The organism is Demequina salsinemoris (assembly GCF_000974805.1).
Classification (GTDB): domain Bacteria; phylum Actinomycetota; class Actinomycetes; order Actinomycetales; family Demequinaceae; genus Demequina; species Demequina salsinemoris.
The window spans coordinates 243,989-259,790 of record NZ_BBQZ01000001.1; the positions used below are offsets into that span (position 1 = coordinate 243,989).

Annotated in this window: 14 protein-coding genes and 2 tRNA genes; 10 read left to right on the plus strand and 6 right to left on the minus strand. The window is 69.4% G+C overall.

The annotated features are described in order from the left end of the window. Positions 1–48 precede the first annotated feature (48 nt). From AOP78_RS01120 to AOP78_RS01130, 3 genes are all read right to left on the minus strand, one after another. Complete coding sequence (locus tag AOP78_RS01120) at positions 49–1,479, minus strand: sugar porter family MFS transporter (RefSeq protein WP_062200677.1); 1,431 nt, start codon at positions 1,477–1,479, stop codon at positions 49–51. 113 nt (positions 1,480–1,592) lie between these two features. Further along, the gene (locus AOP78_RS01125; RefSeq protein WP_062200678.1) at positions 1,593–2,969 is read right to left on the minus strand and encodes an NAD(P)/FAD-dependent oxidoreductase; all 1,377 of its coding nucleotides are present in this window, start codon (positions 2,967–2,969) and stop codon (positions 1,593–1,595) included. A 31-nt stretch (positions 2,970–3,000) separates the two neighbouring features. Beyond that, complete coding sequence (locus AOP78_RS01130) at positions 3,001–3,477, minus strand: Lrp/AsnC family transcriptional regulator (protein ID WP_062200679.1); 477 nt, start codon at positions 3,475–3,477, stop codon at positions 3,001–3,003. A 257-nt stretch (positions 3,478–3,734) separates the two neighbouring features. Here AOP78_RS01130 and AOP78_RS01135 point away from each other — a divergent pair, with 257 nt between their 5' ends. The 4 genes from AOP78_RS01135 to AOP78_RS01150 are packed head-to-tail and all read left to right on the plus strand — an operon-like array spanning position 3,735 to position 7,740. Continuing rightward, positions 3,735–4,916, plus strand: a complete 1,182-nt coding sequence (locus tag AOP78_RS01135; RefSeq protein WP_062200680.1) for a polyamine ABC transporter substrate-binding protein — start codon at positions 3,735–3,737, stop codon at positions 4,914–4,916. Beyond that, positions 4,903–6,054: an ABC transporter ATP-binding protein gene (locus AOP78_RS01140; RefSeq protein ID WP_062200681.1), complete on the plus strand. Its 1,152-nt coding sequence runs from the start codon at positions 4,903–4,905 to the stop codon at positions 6,052–6,054. The genes AOP78_RS01135 and AOP78_RS01140 overlap by 14 nt, the downstream gene beginning before the upstream one ends. A gap of 1 nt (position 6,055) precedes the next feature. Continuing rightward, a complete protein-coding gene (locus tag AOP78_RS01145; protein ID WP_236685254.1) occupies positions 6,056–6,919 on the plus strand; it encodes an ABC transporter permease in 864 nt (287 codons plus the stop codon). Beyond that, positions 6,916–7,740, plus strand: coding sequence for an ABC transporter permease (locus AOP78_RS01150; RefSeq protein WP_369401072.1), 825 nt, complete (start codon positions 6,916–6,918; stop codon positions 7,738–7,740). Before AOP78_RS01145 ends, AOP78_RS01150 begins: the two co-directional genes overlap by 4 nt. Before the next feature lie 411 nt (positions 7,741–8,151). Here AOP78_RS01150 and AOP78_RS01155 read toward each other — a convergent pair whose 3' ends face one another. After that, complete coding sequence (locus AOP78_RS01155; RefSeq protein ID WP_062200682.1) at positions 8,152–9,534, minus strand: aspartate aminotransferase family protein; 1,383 nt, start codon at positions 9,532–9,534, stop codon at positions 8,152–8,154. Between the two features lie 233 nt (positions 9,535–9,767). Here AOP78_RS01155 and AOP78_RS01160 point away from each other — a divergent pair, with 233 nt between their 5' ends. Then, positions 9,768–10,988, plus strand: coding sequence for an MFS transporter (locus AOP78_RS01160; protein ID WP_062200683.1), 1,221 nt, complete (start codon positions 9,768–9,770; stop codon positions 10,986–10,988). 34 nt (positions 10,989–11,022) lie between these two features. Here the strand turns inward: AOP78_RS01160 and AOP78_RS01165 are convergent, their stop codons facing one another. Continuing rightward, on the minus strand, positions 11,023–12,330 hold the full coding sequence (locus tag AOP78_RS01165) for a winged helix-turn-helix domain-containing protein (protein ID WP_062201639.1): 1,308 nt from the start codon (positions 12,328–12,330) through the stop codon (positions 11,023–11,025). Positions 12,331–12,450: 120 nt separating this feature from the next. Between AOP78_RS01165 and AOP78_RS01170 the strand changes: the two genes are divergently transcribed. The 3 genes from AOP78_RS01170 to rpmG all read left to right on the plus strand — a co-directional run bounded on the left by AOP78_RS01170 (position 12,451) and on the right by rpmG (position 12,862). After that, positions 12,451–12,523 (plus strand) — tRNA-Thr (locus AOP78_RS01170). 34 nt (positions 12,524–12,557) lie between these two features. Beyond that, a tRNA-Met gene (locus AOP78_RS01175) sits at positions 12,558–12,631 on the plus strand. A gap of 66 nt (positions 12,632–12,697) precedes the next feature. After that, positions 12,698–12,862, plus strand: a complete 165-nt coding sequence (rpmG, locus tag AOP78_RS01180) for a 50S ribosomal protein L33 (RefSeq protein ID WP_062200684.1) — start codon at positions 12,698–12,700, stop codon at positions 12,860–12,862. A 264-nt stretch (positions 12,863–13,126) separates the two neighbouring features. Here rpmG and AOP78_RS01185 read toward each other — a convergent pair whose 3' ends face one another. Then, the gene (locus tag AOP78_RS01185) at positions 13,127–13,693 is read right to left on the minus strand and encodes a TetR/AcrR family transcriptional regulator (RefSeq protein ID WP_062200685.1); all 567 of its coding nucleotides are present in this window, start codon (positions 13,691–13,693) and stop codon (positions 13,127–13,129) included. A 145-nt stretch (positions 13,694–13,838) separates the two neighbouring features. Between AOP78_RS01185 and AOP78_RS01190 the strand changes: the two genes are divergently transcribed. Continuing rightward, positions 13,839–14,702 carry an alpha/beta hydrolase gene (locus AOP78_RS01190; RefSeq protein WP_062200686.1) on the plus strand — a complete coding sequence of 288 codons (864 nt, stop codon included), beginning with the start codon at positions 13,839–13,841 and terminating at the stop codon, positions 14,700–14,702. Between the two features lie 72 nt (positions 14,703–14,774). Next, a complete protein-coding gene (locus tag AOP78_RS01195) occupies positions 14,775–15,794 on the plus strand; it encodes an endonuclease/exonuclease/phosphatase family protein (RefSeq protein WP_152659351.1) in 1,020 nt (339 codons plus the stop codon). Positions 15,795–15,802 lie beyond the last annotated feature (8 nt).

Consider the following 15,802-nt stretch of genomic DNA (forward strand, 5'->3'; position numbering starts at 1 on the left):
GTGGTTCGTCGTGGGGGTGTTTCGCCCGGACGCCGAGGCGTCCGGCGCTCACATGGACGATGCGCTCTCCATGTCCTCGAGCTCGATCCCCTTGGTCTCGGGCACCCTGGCCAGCACGAACCACAGCGACAGCCCCGCCATGAGCGCGTAGAACCCGTAGGCGAACTGCAGGCCCCACCCCGCCATCACGGGGAACGTCAGGGTGATCGTGAAGTTCGCCAGCCACTGCGCTGCGGCGGCGACGGCGAGGGCGGCGGCGCGCAGCCGGTTGGGGAACATCTCGCCGAGCAGCACCCACACCACGGGGCCCCAGCTCGCGGCGAAGAAGACGACGAAGAGGTTCGCCGCGACGAGCGCGATGATCGACCACGGCTTCTCGAGCTGCGCGTCTCCCGCGGCGTCCACGGCCGCCTGGTTGAACGCGATCGCCATCGTGAGCAGCGAGATCGTCATGCCGCCCGAGCCCACGAGCAGCAGGGTGCGGCGCCCGACCTTGTCGACGAGCGCGATCGCGACGAGCGTCATGACGATGTTCGTGATCGACGTGATCGTCGACGTCGTGAAGGCGTCGGACTCGTCGAAGCCGACGGACTTCCACAGGGTGGTCGAGTAGTAGAAGATCACGTTGATGCCGACGAACTGCTGGAACACCGACAGCAGGATGCCGACCCAGACGATCGGCTGCAGCCCGAACCGCGGCCCGCGCAGGTCGCTCAGGGTGAGGTGCTCGTCCCCGCCGAGGGAGGCGCGGATGAGCGCGATGCGCCCGTGGGGGTCGGGTTCGCCCGTGTAGTCGGCGAGGATCGCCGCGGCCTCGTCGTCCCTGTGCCTCTCCACCAGGAAGCGCGGCGACTCGGGCAGCGTGAGCGCGACGCCTCCGTAGATGACCGCAGGGATCACCGCGGTGAGGAACATCCAGCGCCACGCCTCGAGCCCCATCCACAGGTCGGACGATGCGCCGCCCGCGGAGCCGGCGAGCACCTCGTCGGACAGCAGGGATGCGAAGATGCCGAGCACGATCGCCATCTGCTGGAGCGAGCCGAGGCGGCCGCGGAACGCGGCAGGCGCGACCTCCGCGATGTACGCGGGCGCGATCACCGATGCTGCTCCGATCGCGAGGCCTCCGACGATGCGCCACCCGATGAGATCGCCGATGCCGAACGCGAGGCCCGAGCCGATCGACGAGACCAGGAACACGACGGCCGAGATCACCATGACGCGCACGCGTCCGAAGCGGTCCGCGAGGCTGCCCGCGAACCATGCGCCGACCGCGCAGCCGAGCAGCGCGGACGCGACGGCGAAGCCGGTGAAGGTGTCGGTCAGCTCGAACTCGCTCGAGATGGAGTCGACCGCGCCGTTGATGACCGACGAGTCGAAGCCGAACAGGAATCCGCCGAGAGCGGCGCCGATGCTGATGGCGACCACCTTCGCGTGCAGGCCACGCGAGGGGCCGTCCGTGGAGGAGTTCTCCGGGGTCATGGTGCCTCCTGGGCGTGCGAGCCAGCCCTGCCGAGGCGGCACCCCGGTGTACCGGCGACTATTGCCGACGTTAGTCGGATTCGCCCCGTTTCGCGCGGCGGCGGGATCCTTCCTCAGTGCCCGCCGATGAGCGGCGCCATGGCGCGCGCGACGACGCTCGGGCGCCCGGTGATGCGCTCCTCGACGTCGGCCGCGGTCATCGCCCGCAGCCCTGCGTTCACGCCGAGCCAGCGCAGCGGTTCCGGCTCCCACCGGCGCGAGCGATGGCCGACCCACGGGAGCGCCGTCAGGGCGGTCTCCTCGCCGAGGATGAGGTCGCGCAGGGTGCGTCCAGCCAGGTTCGTGGTGGTCACCCCGTCGCCCACGTAGCCGCCTGCCCATGCGAGCCCGCTGTCGCGATCGAGGCCGACGGACGCATGCCAGTCGCGGGCCACGCCGAGCGCTCCGCCCCAGGCGTGCGTGAACCGCACGCCCGTGAGCTGGGGGAGCATGGCGACGATCTCGGTGCGGAGGGCCTCGTGGACCTTGGGGTGGCTGTCGTGCTCGGGCGCGACCTTCGATCCCAGGTGGTAGGGGGCCCCGCGGCCGCCGAAGACGAGGCGATCGTCCGCGGTGCGCTGCCCGTAGACCACGAGGTGGCGGTGATCGCTGAACGTCTCGCGCTGCGCGAGCCCGATCTCGTCCCACTGCGAGGCGGGAAGCGGCTCGGTCGCGACGATGAGCGAGTGGATGGGCACGACGGCGCGCTTGAGCTCGGCGATCGTCGGCGTGTAGCCCTCGGTCGCGCGCACCACGACGTCGGCGCTCACGGTCCCGTTCGCAGTCTCCACGCGATGGGGGGCGATGCGCGTGACGGGGGTCTGCTCGTACAGGGCGACTCCGAGCCCCTGGACGATGCGGGCGAGGCCCCTGACCAGGCGGCCGGGGTGGATGGCCGCGCAGTCGGGCGTGTAGGTGGCGCCGCGCACGTCGGTGGCCGCGAGGCGCTGTCGGGCCTGGTCCGCGTCGAGCCACGCGAGCTCGTCGGGGCCGCGGCCCCAGGACCGCGCATCGTCCACCTCGGCGCGGGCGCGACGCTCCTGAGCCGCGGTGCGGGCGAGCACCAGGGTGCCGCCCTTCGCGATCCCTGCGTCGATGCCCTCAGCCTCGGTGACGCGGATGATCTCGTCGACCGAGGCGCGCATCGCCGCGTGCAGCGCGAGCGCGCCCTCGCGTCCGCCCTCGTGCGCGAGCGTCGCGAGGGACGAGGGGAGCAGTGCGGAGGCCCACCCGCCGTTGCGGCCCGAGGCGCCGAAGCCCGCGAGCTCCTTCTCCAGCACGACGATGCGGAGGTCGGGGCGCGCCTTGGCCAGGTAGTACGCGGTCCACAGGCCGGTGAAGCCCGCGCCGACGATCGCGACGTCGACCGTGAGGTCCTCGGTCAGCGGGGCGGTGGGCGTGACGGGCTCTGCGAGGGTGTCCCACCACAGCGAGTCGGGCAGGCGGGTCATCGTGCGCTCCTCGGGTGCGTCGTCGAGAGGCTCACCGCACGCCCCACGAGTAGGTCTGCTTGCGAAGCTCGAGGTACATGAAGATCTCGGTGGCGATCACGCCGGGGACCGTCCGGATCGACGAGCTCACGAGCTCGAGCAGGTGGTGGTCGGACTCGCATACGACCTCGACGAGGATGTCGAAGCTTCCCGCCGTGACGACGACGTAGTCGACGGCCTCGAGAGCCTCGAGCGTCGCGGCCACCGGCTCGATCGGGCCGGAGACCTTGATTCCGACCATCGCCTGCCGCGCGAAGCCGAGCTCCATCGGGTTGGTGACGCCGATGATCTGCAGCACCCCGGCGTCCAGCAGGCGCTGCACGCGGGCGCGCACGGCCGCCTCGGACAGGCCGACGACCTTGCCGATCGCGGCGTACGAGATGCGGCCGTCCTGCTGGAGCTGCTCGATGATCACCTTGTTGATCGGGTCGAGCGCGGCTGGGGTCTTCGGGGACTCGGCTGAGGTCATGTGACGAAGTGTTCTCTCCCGACGTTTCAGCGGTCAAGCCGAAAACGGCACCCAACGCTACGGTTTCGTTACGTAGGTGTTAAATCTTCTGCGAGATCCGTTGCGATTGGGCCACTTTGCTTCGAAAAGGGTCGCCCTGGGGCGAGATCCGTGTCAGTATCGCCACCAACGTCCTGCCGGCGCAGGATGCCCCACCGCAGAGGTGACACTGGCTGCGAGGTTCGGTGCCACCACCCCCGAGAAGTGAGGATGGCGACATGTCCGAGGAAACGACCCCCGAAGAGACCGCGAAGAAGGGCGTCTCGCGCCGCGGTCTGATCATCGGAGGAGGCGTCGCCGCAGCGGGTATCGCGGGCTTCTCCCTCATGAACCGCGGTGGCAGCGGCAGCTCGAGCGGCGACTGCGTCACCACCGACCTGTCCGACACCGAGGCCACGCTGAACGTCTCCAACTGGCCCGCGTACATCGACGAGGACGACGGCGACTACGTCTCGACGCTCACCCAGTTCCAGAAGGACACCGGCATCGACGTCACGTACACCGCGGACGTCAACGACAACGTCGAGTTCTTCGCCAAGGTCCGCAACCAGCTCGGCGCGTGCCAGCCCACGGGCCGCGACCTCTTCGTCATGACCGACTGGATGGCCGCGCGCATGATCGACGCCGGCTGGATCCAGAAGCTCGACAAGGCGAACGTGCCCAACCTCGACAAGAACCTGCTGTCCTCGCTCCAGGGCGTCGGCTGGGACCCCAACCGCGACTACTCGGCCCCGTGGCAGACCGGCTTCACCGGCATCGCCTACAACAAGTCGCTCGTCGACGAGGTCGGCAGCATCTCGGATCTGCTGACGCGCTCGGACCTCAAGGGCAAGGTGACCATGCTCACCGAGATGCGCGACACCATGGCCCTGATCATGCTGGCCAACGGCGCCGACCCGGAGGACTTCAGCGACGACGACTGGGGCAACGCGATCGAGACGCTGACCAAGGCGCGCGACGACGGTCAGATCCGCGCTTTCACCGGCAACGAGTACATCAACGACCTTGCGGCGGGCAACATCGCGGCGTGCGTCGCGTGGTCCGGTGACGTCGCCGCGGCCGAGGACGACAACCTCGTCTTCCTCGCGCCGGAGGAGGGCATGAACATCTGGTCCGACAACATGCTCGTGCCGGTCCAGGGCCAGCACAAGGCGAACGCCGAGAAGTGGATCGACTACTACTACGACCCGGTGGTGGCCGCGAAGCTCGCCGCCTACGTCTGGTACGTGTGCCCGGTCGAGGGCGCCCAGGCCGAGATGGAGAAGATCGACGCGTCGCTCGTCGACAACCCGCTGATCTTCCCGACCGACGACTTCCTGTCCAAGACCCACGGGTTCATGGCACTGTCCGAGGACAAGGCGTCGCAGTACGAGCAGGAGTTCTCCGATGTCATTGGCTGACGGCGTGCGTGGGGACCTCAAGCTCACGGGTCTTCACAAGCGCTACCCGAACGGCTTCGTCGCCGTTCAGTCGCTCGACCTGGTCATCCCGCAGGGATCGTTCTTCGCGCTGCTCGGCCCGTCGGGCTGCGGCAAGACGACGACGCTGCGCATGGTCGCCGGCCTCGAGGACGTCACCAAGGGCTCCATCCACATCGGGGACCAGGAGATCACCCACGCGAAGCCGTACAAGCGGCCCGTGAACACGGTGTTCCAGAACTACGCGCTCTTCCCGCACCTCACGATCGCGGAGAACGTCTCGTTCGGTCCGAAGCGCCGCGGGATCAAGGACCCCAAGGACTCCGTGAAGGAGATCCTCGCCCTGACCGAGCTCACCGAGCAGGCCTCCAAGAAGCCCACCCAGCTTTCTGGTGGACAGCAGCAGCGCGTGGCGCTCGCTCGCGCGCTCATCAACCGCCCCGACGTGCTGCTGCTCGATGAGCCGCTCGGCGCGCTCGACCTCAAGCTGCGTCGCGCGATGCAGGTCGAGCTCAAGCGCATCCAGGAGGAGGTGGGCCTCACCTTCGTGCACGTGACGCACGACCAGGAGGAGGCCATGACCATGGCCGACACGGTCGCGGTCATGAACGAGGGCCGCATCGAGCAGCTCGGAGCCCCGTACGAGCTCTACACCAACCCCCACACGACGTTCGTCGCGAACTTCCTCGGACGCACGAACCTCATCAAGGGCACGGTCGTGGGGCGTGAGGGCTCCGGTGCCGACGAGGTCGTCAAGGTCGACATGTACGGCACGGTCGCCTCGATCAAGGCGAGCCGCGTCCACACGGACGCCAAGGAGGGCTGGATCGGCATCCGCCCCGAGAAGGTGCTCATCCAGCCGGAGGGCACGTCGATCGATGCCCCCGGCGCGAGCCTTCCCGGCGCGGTCGTCACCGACGTCAGCTACATCGGCGTCTCGACCGACTACACGATCCGCATGCCGTGGGGCCAGGAGATCACCTGCTTCGAGCAGAACACCGGGCGTCGCGGCGGGCTGATCCCCGTGGGCACCAAGGTGGACGTCTCCTGGCGTCCCGAGTTCGCATTCCTCCTCGACTCCGCACAGGATGCCGAGGCAGGAATCGTCGAGGAGGACTGACGTGGAGGCCCTCCAGAGGGTGTTCGGCAAGAACTCCGCGTACTGGCTGATCGGGCCGGCTGCCGTCTGGCTCGCCGTCTTCTTCGCGTTCCCGATGCTGTCGCTGCTCAGCACGTCGCTGTCCGACCCGTCGGGCTCGCCGATCTACGGCTACACGATGACGTGGGAGCTCCAGAACTACGTGGAGGCCGTGGGCGACTACTGGCCGTACATGGTGCGTTCGCTCTGGTACGCCGGCATCGCGACCCTGCTGTGCCTGATCCTCGGCTACACGCTCGCCTACGCGATCGCGTTCAAGGCGGGGCGCTGGAAGAACGTGATGCTGGTGCTCGTCGTGGCTCCGTTCTTCACATCGTTCCTGGTTCGCACCCTGTCGTGGAAGCTCATCCTCGCGGATAACGGGTGGCTCGTGGAGTCGCTGAAGTGGCTTCACGTGCTGGGCGAGGACGGGCGTCTGCTCGCGACGCCGTTCGCGGTGATCATGGGTCTGACGTACAACTTCCTGCCGTTCATGATCCTGCCGCTGTACACGAGCCTCGAGAAGATCGACCCGCGCCTCAACGAGGCCGCGGCCGACCTCTACTCGACCCCGTGGCAGCGCTTCACCAAGGTGATCTGGCCGCTGTCGCTCCCCGGAGTGGTCGGCGGAACCCTGCTCACCTTCATCCCCGCCTCCGGCGACTACATCAACTCCGATCTGCTCGGCAATCCGAACACGCAGATGGTCGGAAACAAGATCCAGACGCTGTTCACGGACGCGAGCGACTATCCGCATGCGGCGGCGCTGTCGGTGATCCTGATGGTGCTGATCGTGGGGATGGTGCTGTTCTACGTCCGCCGCGCGGGAACGGAGGACCTCCTGTGATCGTCCGACTCGGAAACTGGATCGGGAAGCACCTGATGCTCACGCTGGGCATCATGGTCCTGATCTACATGTACATCCCGAACATGATCGTGGCGCTGATGTCGTTCAACGACTCCTCGGAGTCGCGGAACCTCTACCAGTTCCAGTCGTTCACCTGGGACAACTGGCTCAACCCGTGCGCCCCGCAGGGCATGTGCGAGGCGCTCGAGGTCAGCATCAGCATCGGCCTGCTGTCCACGCTCGTGGCCACCACGATCGGCACGCTCGCCGCATTCGCGCTCGTGAGGCACCGCTTCGAGGGTCGGGCGACGATGAACCTGATGCTGTTCCTTCCGATGGCGACGCCCGAGATCGTGATGGGCTCGTCGCTCCTCGCGCTGTTCGTGGCTGCGGGATTCGGCGGTCAGCTCGGCTTCTGGACGATCCTCATCGCCCACATCATGTTCAACATCTCGTTCGTCGTCGTGACCGTGAGGTCGCGTCTCGCCGGACTGGACTCGAACCTGGAGAAGGCCGCCTCAGATCTGTACGCCAACGAATGGCAGACGTTCTGGCGCGTCACCTTCCCGCTGGTGTTCCCCGGCATCCTGTCCGCGGCGCTGCTCGCGTTCTCGCTGTCGTTCGACGACTTCATCATCACGAACCTCAACTCGGGCACCACGGTGACCTTCCCGATGTTCGTGTGGGGCGCCGCGCAGCGTGCGATCCCGATGCAGGTCAACGTGATCGGCACGCTCATGTTCGTGATCGCGCTCACCGTGGTCATCAGCGGCGAGGTCATGTCGCGCCGCCGGGCCAAGGGCAAGGCCGCAGCGTTCTGATCCTGATCTGACGCTCTCGACGAGGGGGCGGTGCCTGAGGGGCGCCGCCCCCTCGTCGCGTCCGCGCCCCGGGCCCCCGCATCGTCCGTCTGCCGAAGCCGTCCGCCTCTGCCTCCGCCTCCTGTCTCCCGCCTCCCGACCCGACACTGTGAACCAATCTCGAGCTCGACACCCCAGCGTGTCGGGGGTCGGCGTGGCGTGTCGCCGGGGTGTCGCTTTCCAGATTGGTTCGTACTGATTGCGACAGCAGGGAAGCGGGGCGATGCTGGGCGTGACGGGGACGACGCGGCGGTTGCCGTGGGTGTCCCGGTCGCCCTGGGTGCCCAGGTCGCCCAGGTCGCCCCGTGATCGGGGTATGAGAAAGGGGACGATGCCGGAGCATCGTCCCCTTTCCCCGTCGCCCGGGTGGGGCTACAGCATCGCCTGCGCCCGCGTGATGACGTCGCGCAGGATCTGCTCCATCTCGTCGAACTCGGCCTGGCCGATGATGAGCGGCGGCGAGAGCTGGATCACGGGGTCGCCGCGGTCGTCGGCGCGGCAGTACAGGCCGGCCTCGTACAGCGCGGGGGAGAGGAAGCCGTAGAGGATGCGCTCGCACTCCTCGGCGGTCAGAGACTCCTTCGTGGCGTTGTCTCGGACGAGCTCGATCCCGTAGAAGTAGCCGGCGCCGCGCACGTCGCCGACCATCGGCAGGTCGCGCAGCTTGGACAGCGTCGCGAGGAACGCGTCCTCGTTGCGGCGCACGTTGCCGAGCAGGTCCTCGCGCTCGAAGAGGTCGAGGTTCGCGAGTGCCACGGCGGAGCCGACCGGGTGGCCGCCCCACGTGTAGCCGTGCGCGAACGACTCGCCCTTGGCCAGGAACGGCTCCATGAGGCGGTCCGAGGCGATCATCGCGCCCATGGGTGCGTAGCCCGAGGTGAGGCCCTTCGCGGAGGTGATGATGTCCGGCAGGTAGTCGTATCGCGTCGCTCCGAACATCTCGCCCAGGCGGCCGTACGCGCAGATGACCTCGTCCGAGACCAGCAGCACGTCGTGGCGGTCGCAGATCTCGCGCACGCGCTGCCAGTAGCCGGGGGGCGGCGGGAAACAGCCGCCCGCGTTCTGCACGGGCTCGAGGAACACGGCGGCGACGGTGTCGGCGCCCTCGTTGAGGATCGCGATCTCGATCTGGTCGGCGGCCCAGCGGCCGAAGGCCTCGGGGTCCGAGCCGTCGAGCAGGCCGCCGGTCATCTCCGAGGCGCGGTAGATGTTCGTGTTGGGGACGCGGAAGGTAGACGGGACGAGCGGCTCGAACTGCGCCTTGAGCCCGGGCAGGCCCGTGATCGACAGCGCGCCCTGCGTCGTGCCGTGATAGGCGACCGCGCGGCTGATGACCTTGTGCTTCATCGGCTTGCCGACGAGCTTGAAGTAGTTCTTCGCGAGCTTCCACGCGGACTCGACCGCCTCGCCGCCGCCCGACGTGAAGAACACGCGGTTGAGGTCGGCGGGCGCGTAGCCCGCGATGCGCTCGGCGAGCTCGATCGCGCGCGGGTGCGCGTACGACCAGATCGGGTGGAACGCGAGCTCCTTGGCCTGCGCAGCCGCGGCCTCGGCGAGCTCGGTGCGGCCGTGGCCGGCCTGGCTCACGAACAGCCCCGCGAGCCCGTCGAGGTAGCGCTTGCCCTTGTCGTCGTAGATGTAGGCGCCCTCGCCGCGCACGATGATGGGGATGTCGGCGTTCTCGTATCGGGTGTGGTCGGTGAAGTGCATCCAGAGATGCCGCTTCGCGGACTCCTGCATCGCGGTGTGATCCATGGGTCCATGGTCCCTGAGTGTCAGGTGATAAGCAAACGTCGCAACACCGATTTAACAATCGATTTCGCATCTCGATCGCGATTCGCCACGCGATATTGCTTGTCAATGGCGCCTGCTACTACGTAATCCGCATCGTCGTCATGAGCCTTCGCGGCCCGCGCCGGGGGCTGCGGGAATATCCGTGCCGCGCACGCCCTTGCTTCACACGAGGACGAGGCGAGGAGCTGCACCCTATGGCGACGATCGAGGCGAGAGGCCGCGCGCGCACCCTCCCCGCGTCCGGGTGGAGCCTCGCTGCGTCCGCCTACGTCCTGGCCGTCGTGATGATGGGGACGACGATGCCGACCCCGCTGTATCCGCTCCTTGAGGATCGCTTCGCGTTCGGCAACGCGACCACCACGGTGCTCTACGCGATCTACGCGGCCGGCGTCATCGCCTCGCTCGTGCTGTTCGGGAGCCTGTCCGATGCGGTCGGCAGGCGGCCGATGCTGCTCGCGGGGCTCGGGCTGTCGCTCGCGTCCGCGGGGGTGTTCTTCGGCGGTGATGCGCTGGGGATGCTCTTCGTCGGTCGCGTCCTGTCCGGTCTCGCGGCGGGCATCCTCACCGCGACGGGCACCGTCGTGGTGCTCGAGAACGCGCGGGAGGGCAAGGCGCGGCTGGCTGCTTCGCTCGCCACCGCGTCGAACATCGGCGGACTCGGTCTCGGCATGCTCATGGCGGGAGCCGTCGCGCAGGTCTCGTCGGCGCCGCTGCGGGCGCCGTTCGTGGTCCACTCGCTGCTGCTCGTCCTCGGCATCGTCGCCCTGTGGCAGGTGAGGGAGCGCGGCGGACGCGCGGATGCGCCGCGAGGACTGCGTCTGCCTCGCCTCCCTCCCGCGGTGCGAGGCCTGTTCGCCACAGCCTCGGTGGGGGCCGTCGCCGGATTTGCGGTGTCGGGCATCTTCGCCGCGCTCCTGCCGAACTTCATGAGCTCGGTGCTCGGGGTGAGTGCTCCCGCCCTCATGGGCTTCGTGACCTTCCTCTTCTTCGGCGCCTCGGCCACGGCGCAGATCGCGCTCAAGCGCTACGGGGACGTGGCCCTCGTCCGGCTCGGCGGCGCGAGCCTCGCGGTGAGCACGCTGCTCCTCGTCGGGGCGCTCCTCGCCGCGTCGTTGCCGCTGTTCCTGGCGTCGTCGGCGCTCGGAGGCGTCGGGCAGGGCCTGCTGTTCATGGCTGGCATGCGGGCCCTCACCGGCGCCGCGCCGCCCGAGTCGCGGACCCAGGTGACGACCTCGTACTTCCTTGTCGCCTACCTGTCCATCTCCGTGCCTGTCATCGCCGCCGGCGCGCTCTCGACTGTCGTCGGGCTGACCGTGACCGGCCTCGTATTCGCGGTGGCGCTGGGCGCGCTCGCGCTCGCAGCGTTCGCGGGCTCCGCGCGCTTCGCGGACTCGGGCCAGGCGCGGCCGTCCTGACCACCTGCCTCGTCCTCGGGGGCGGCCGTCGGGATCAGCCGCTCGAGGATGACAGGGCCGCCGCAAGGTTCCCTCGCGGAGCGATGCGTACCTCGTCGAGGCTCAGCCAGGACGCCATCAGGTCCAGCTCGCCCCGCAGGGCCGCCGCGATCTCGTCGTCCGACCGTCGGCGCGCGCCAGGCGCGGGCCGCTCCTCACGCCATGCGGCCTGCACGAGCAGCGCGCCGCCCTTGCGGTCGGCCTTGAGGTCCACGCGGCCGACCATCTGGTCGCCCAGCAGGAACGGCAGGCAGTAGTAGCCGTAGACGCGCTTGGGCTCGGGCGTGTAGATCTCGATCCGATAGTCCATGCCGAACATGCGCAGCAGCCGCGGCCTGAACCATGCCACCGGGTCGAAGGGGCTGACCAGCGCCGCTCCGGTTGCGCGCCCGGGGTCTGAGGCCGCGCGGTGCCAGGTCGGAGCATCGTCCGCGTCGACGGCCAGCAGCGCGGGCTCCTTCCAGTCCTCGACGCTCACCCACCGAGCGATGCCGCGGTCGACCGCGGAGGCGGCCCACGCCTTCCCTCCTGCTCCGCCGCCCTGCTTGGCCCCCGGCGCGACGGCTAGCCGGAAGTGGTCGCACAGGTCCTTGACGGTGCCGATGCCCGTCGCGGACAGGGCGCGGTCGAACAGCTCCTGATGCGCGATGGCCGGCGGCAGCCCCCACCCGGCCCCCGCATCGTCCGCGGGAGGCAGGCTCCAGGCTCTGGACGTCGCGTCATAGGTGCGGGAGAAGTGCCGACCCCTCGAGGCTGCGACGGCTCCCGTGATGAACAGGTACTCGAGCGCGTCCTTGACGTGGGTCGAGTCCCACCATGGGCCGCGCGGGCCGTCGTGCGGCGCGAGGTGCTGAAGCTCGCCCGCCGTGAAGGGGCCCGACGCTTCGACCTCGGCTCGAACCTGGTCCAGCAGCCCCGGCCGCTCGCGCTCGAGCCGTGACCGGGTGCGCGCCTTCCAGCTCGTCTTGCCGCGCATCCGATGGTGCATCGCGGGCAGCAGCGCCTTCGGCATCACCGAGGCCTCATGCCCCCAATGCTCGAAGACGTGCGGCGAGTGCGCGTCGGGATCCCCCCACAGGTGCGCGTCCAGCGCCTCGCGGGAGTAGGGGCCGAACCGCGAGTACAGCGGCAGATGATGCGCCCGCGCGAGCACGTTGACCGTGTCCAGCTGTAGCACGCCCTGGGTGTCGAGGTAGGCCTGGAAGTCCGCGGGGCGAGGCCGCCGTGACGGCCGCTTGCGCGCGAGCGACTGGGCGCCGAGGAACACCCGACGAGCCTCGGCGGCGGAGAGCGACTCGGTCATGAGCGACACTCTAGGGGCGGGGTCCGACATGCGCGCAGGCGCCCGGGGAGTGGGGGTGTGAGCGAGGCCACCGGCACGATTTCGCATTCGGGCCCTGTGGCGTGTAACCTATTCCGGCTGGCCCCGATAGCTCAGTCGGCAGAGCGTTTCCATGGTAAGGAAAAGGTCCAGGGTTCGATTCCCTGTCGGGGCTCTCAGTTCGACGCTTCTCACGAGCGTCGGACCGTGGCGGGGTAGCTCAGCTGGTTAGAGCGCACGACTCATAATCGTGAGGTCGCGGGTTCGAGCCCCGCCCTCGCTACTGAGGCCCGGAGATCTTCCGGGCCTTCGCGCTGTAGAGCGCGTCCTCGAAGGCTGGGAGAGACCCATGGCAAAGAACGACGTTCGTCCGAAGATCACGCTCGCGTGCGTGGACTGCAAGAACCGCAACTACATCACGCGCAAGAACCGTCGCAACAACCCCGACCGTGTGGAGCTCTCCAAGTTCTGCCCGAAGTGCGGCAAGCACACCGCGCACCGCGAGACGCGCTAACTGCTTCGCGGCCGTCAGGCCGCTGACCGAAGCCCCCGACCTGGGAACAGGCCGGGGGCTTCGTCTTTCCCGGGGGTCGTCGTTCCCCGGGGCGCTGCGGCCGTCAGGGCCGGCTCGTGGCGGTGGGCGGACGCTCTCTGACACGACGCGGCGTCGTGCGGCGGCGTGTCGCGGGCGGCGCGCCGAGCTGCGTGAGCCGGCTGTGTCAGAAAGTGTCCGGACGCGCCGCCGCTGCCCGAGTGGCCGGATGCGGGAGGTGTCCCGTCAGGCGAGGTCGGCCCCGGTGACGGCCGAGGCCGCGTCGAGGAACGCCTCGCGGATGCTCTCCGCGCCGTCGAGGTACCCGCCGACGAGCGCCGCGTCGCGCAGCATCACGAGCGCGGCCGCGACCCGTTCGGGGTCGGTGGCGCCAGCCCCCGCGGCGGCCTGCGTCAGGACGCCCCGGAACCAGGCGCGGTGCGTCGCGATGAGCCGCCGGACGGGGCTCGCCTCGTCGGGGTACTCGGCCGCCGCGTTGATGAAGGGGCAGCCGCGCGTGTGGCGATGAGCGACGTCGTCCGCGATGCCGTGGATGGCGGCCGCGAGCGGGTCCGGTGCGCCGCCTGCGGCCGCGACCTGGGAGCGGATGGTCCGGTCCTCGCCCTCGAGGTAGGCGACGACGAGGTCTTCCTTGCCGCCGAAGTGCCGGTACATGGTCGCGCGCGACATCCCGGCCTCGGACAGGATCCGGTCGACGCCCACGGAGTGGATGCCCTTGCGATAGAAGAGGTCCGACGCGGTGGCGGCGAGGCGCTCGCGCGCGTCGTTGGTGGGGGCTGCAGGGGTGGTCATCTCATTCACGGTAGTGGAACGTTCGTTCCCTCTCCGGCATGCCCGAAAGAAATTTCTGGGAAGTCGGGAATGAATCGAGAGAGAACGATCGTTCTCTCTGGCGTCAGGGTCGAGCGACCCGGACCATCCCGACAAGGAGAAGACCATGAACACCACCCTCACCACCCAGGAAGTCCAGCAGATCGCCGCCGCCAACGCGTCAGGCCGCCCCACCGCAGTCCTCATCCACGGCCTGTGGCTGCTCGCGGGCAGCTGGGACGCATGGCAGGCCAGGCTCGAGGACGCGGGCTACGCCGTCGTCGTCGCTCGCTGGACCCGGGAGCCCGAGGACGTCGCCGACGCCCGCCGCCGCCCCGAGGCCTTCACCGGCGTCGGCGTCCAGGAGGTCACCGACCGCGTCGCGCAGATCGCACGCTCGCTGAACCGCAAGCCGCTCGTGATCGGCCACTCCTTCGGAGGCCTGCTCGCCCAGCGCGTCGCCGACCTCGGACTCGCCTCCGCGACCGTCGCGATCGACCCGGCCCCGTTCAAGGGCGTCCTGCCGCTGCCTGCCTCGACGCTCAAGGCAGCCTTCCCGGTGCTCGGCAACCCCGCCAACCGCAAGCGCACCGTGACCCTCACCTTCGACGAGTTCCGCTACGGCTTCGCCAACGCGGTGAGCGAGGACGAGGCCCGCGCGCTGTACGCGGAGCACCACGTCGCGGCCCCCGGCCGCCCGCTGTTCCAGGCCGCCACGGCGAACTTCACCGCGGGCACCGCGACCCGGGTCGACACCCGCAACCCCGAGCGAGGTCCGCTGCTCGTCATCTCCGGCGAGAAGGACACGATCGTCCCGCGGGCGGTCGCGCATGCCGCGTACCGGCTCCAGTCCCGCAACGCGGGCGTGACCGAGTTCGTCGAGATCCCGGGACGGGGCCACTCGCTCACGATCGACAGCGGCTGGGCAGAGGTGGCCGACGCGGCGCTGGCCTTCGCCGCGCAGCACGCGGAGGTCTCCGCGGCGCGATGATCAGCGCTCACGATGACGGCCGTCATCCCCAGGCCGGGGGCGGCGGCCGTCGTCGCGTGCCATGATCGCGGCATGGATCAGGGGGAATCGCTCAGGGACGATGCGCGGGCAGGAAGGGCCGCGCGGTCGCGGCGTCGTGTGGGAGTGGGAGAGCGCGCCCTGCTGGTCGCGATGGCCGCGCTGCTCGTCCCCTTCCTTGCGCGCCTGACCGGGGTCGAGGCCGGACCGCTCGCGTACGCGGTCGCCTTCACGCCGTGGTTCACGCTGTGCTGGCTCGTGCTGGTGGTGGTCGCGGCCGTGGTCCGCGCTCCGAGGGCCCTCGTGGTGTCCGGGATCGTCGCCGCGGTCTCGGTCGCGTGGGTCGTCCCGCTGTTCACCTCGTCGCCGAGCGTCGACTACGACGCGCTCGGGGTCGCCCCGGGGGACACCTTCAAGGTCGCCACGATCAACGCGACCTTCGGGCGCGTCGACGCCGATGAGGTGGTCGCCATGGTGGATGACGCTGCCGTGGACGTGCTCGCGGTCGAGGAGCTGACCCCTGACTGCCTCGACGCCCTCGTCGCGGCGGGTCTCGACGGCATGCTTCCTTACTCGCGCACCGCGGCCGAGGACGGCTTCGGTGGCGTCGGACTGTGGTCCAGGATGCCCCTCGTGGACGATGCGGAGATCGATGGCTTCACCTCGCGCGCGGTGCTCGGCTCGGTGGAGGTCGGAGGGGACGCGGTCGCCGTGCTGGCGGCTCACCCCGCAGCGCCCGGCCCGTTCTCGCATGAGGCATGGGCCGCCGACCTCGAACTGCTCGCGACGGTGACGAGCGCCGTCGAGGGCCCCGCGATGATCGTGGGCGACCTCAACAGCACCCTTGACCACGCGGGCCTCCGCACGCTCGAGTCCGACGGCTTCGTCGACGCCGCCGATGACGGTGGTGCCGGTCTTCAGCTCACCTTCCCCGAGGGCCGTCTCCCGTTTCCCGTCGTGGCCATCGACCACGTGATGACGCGGGGCCTGGACTGGGACGCCTACGCGGTGCGGACCCTGCCGCTCACGGGCGCCGATCATCGCGCGCTCGTGGTGACGTACGCGCTTGACTGAGTGCGGCA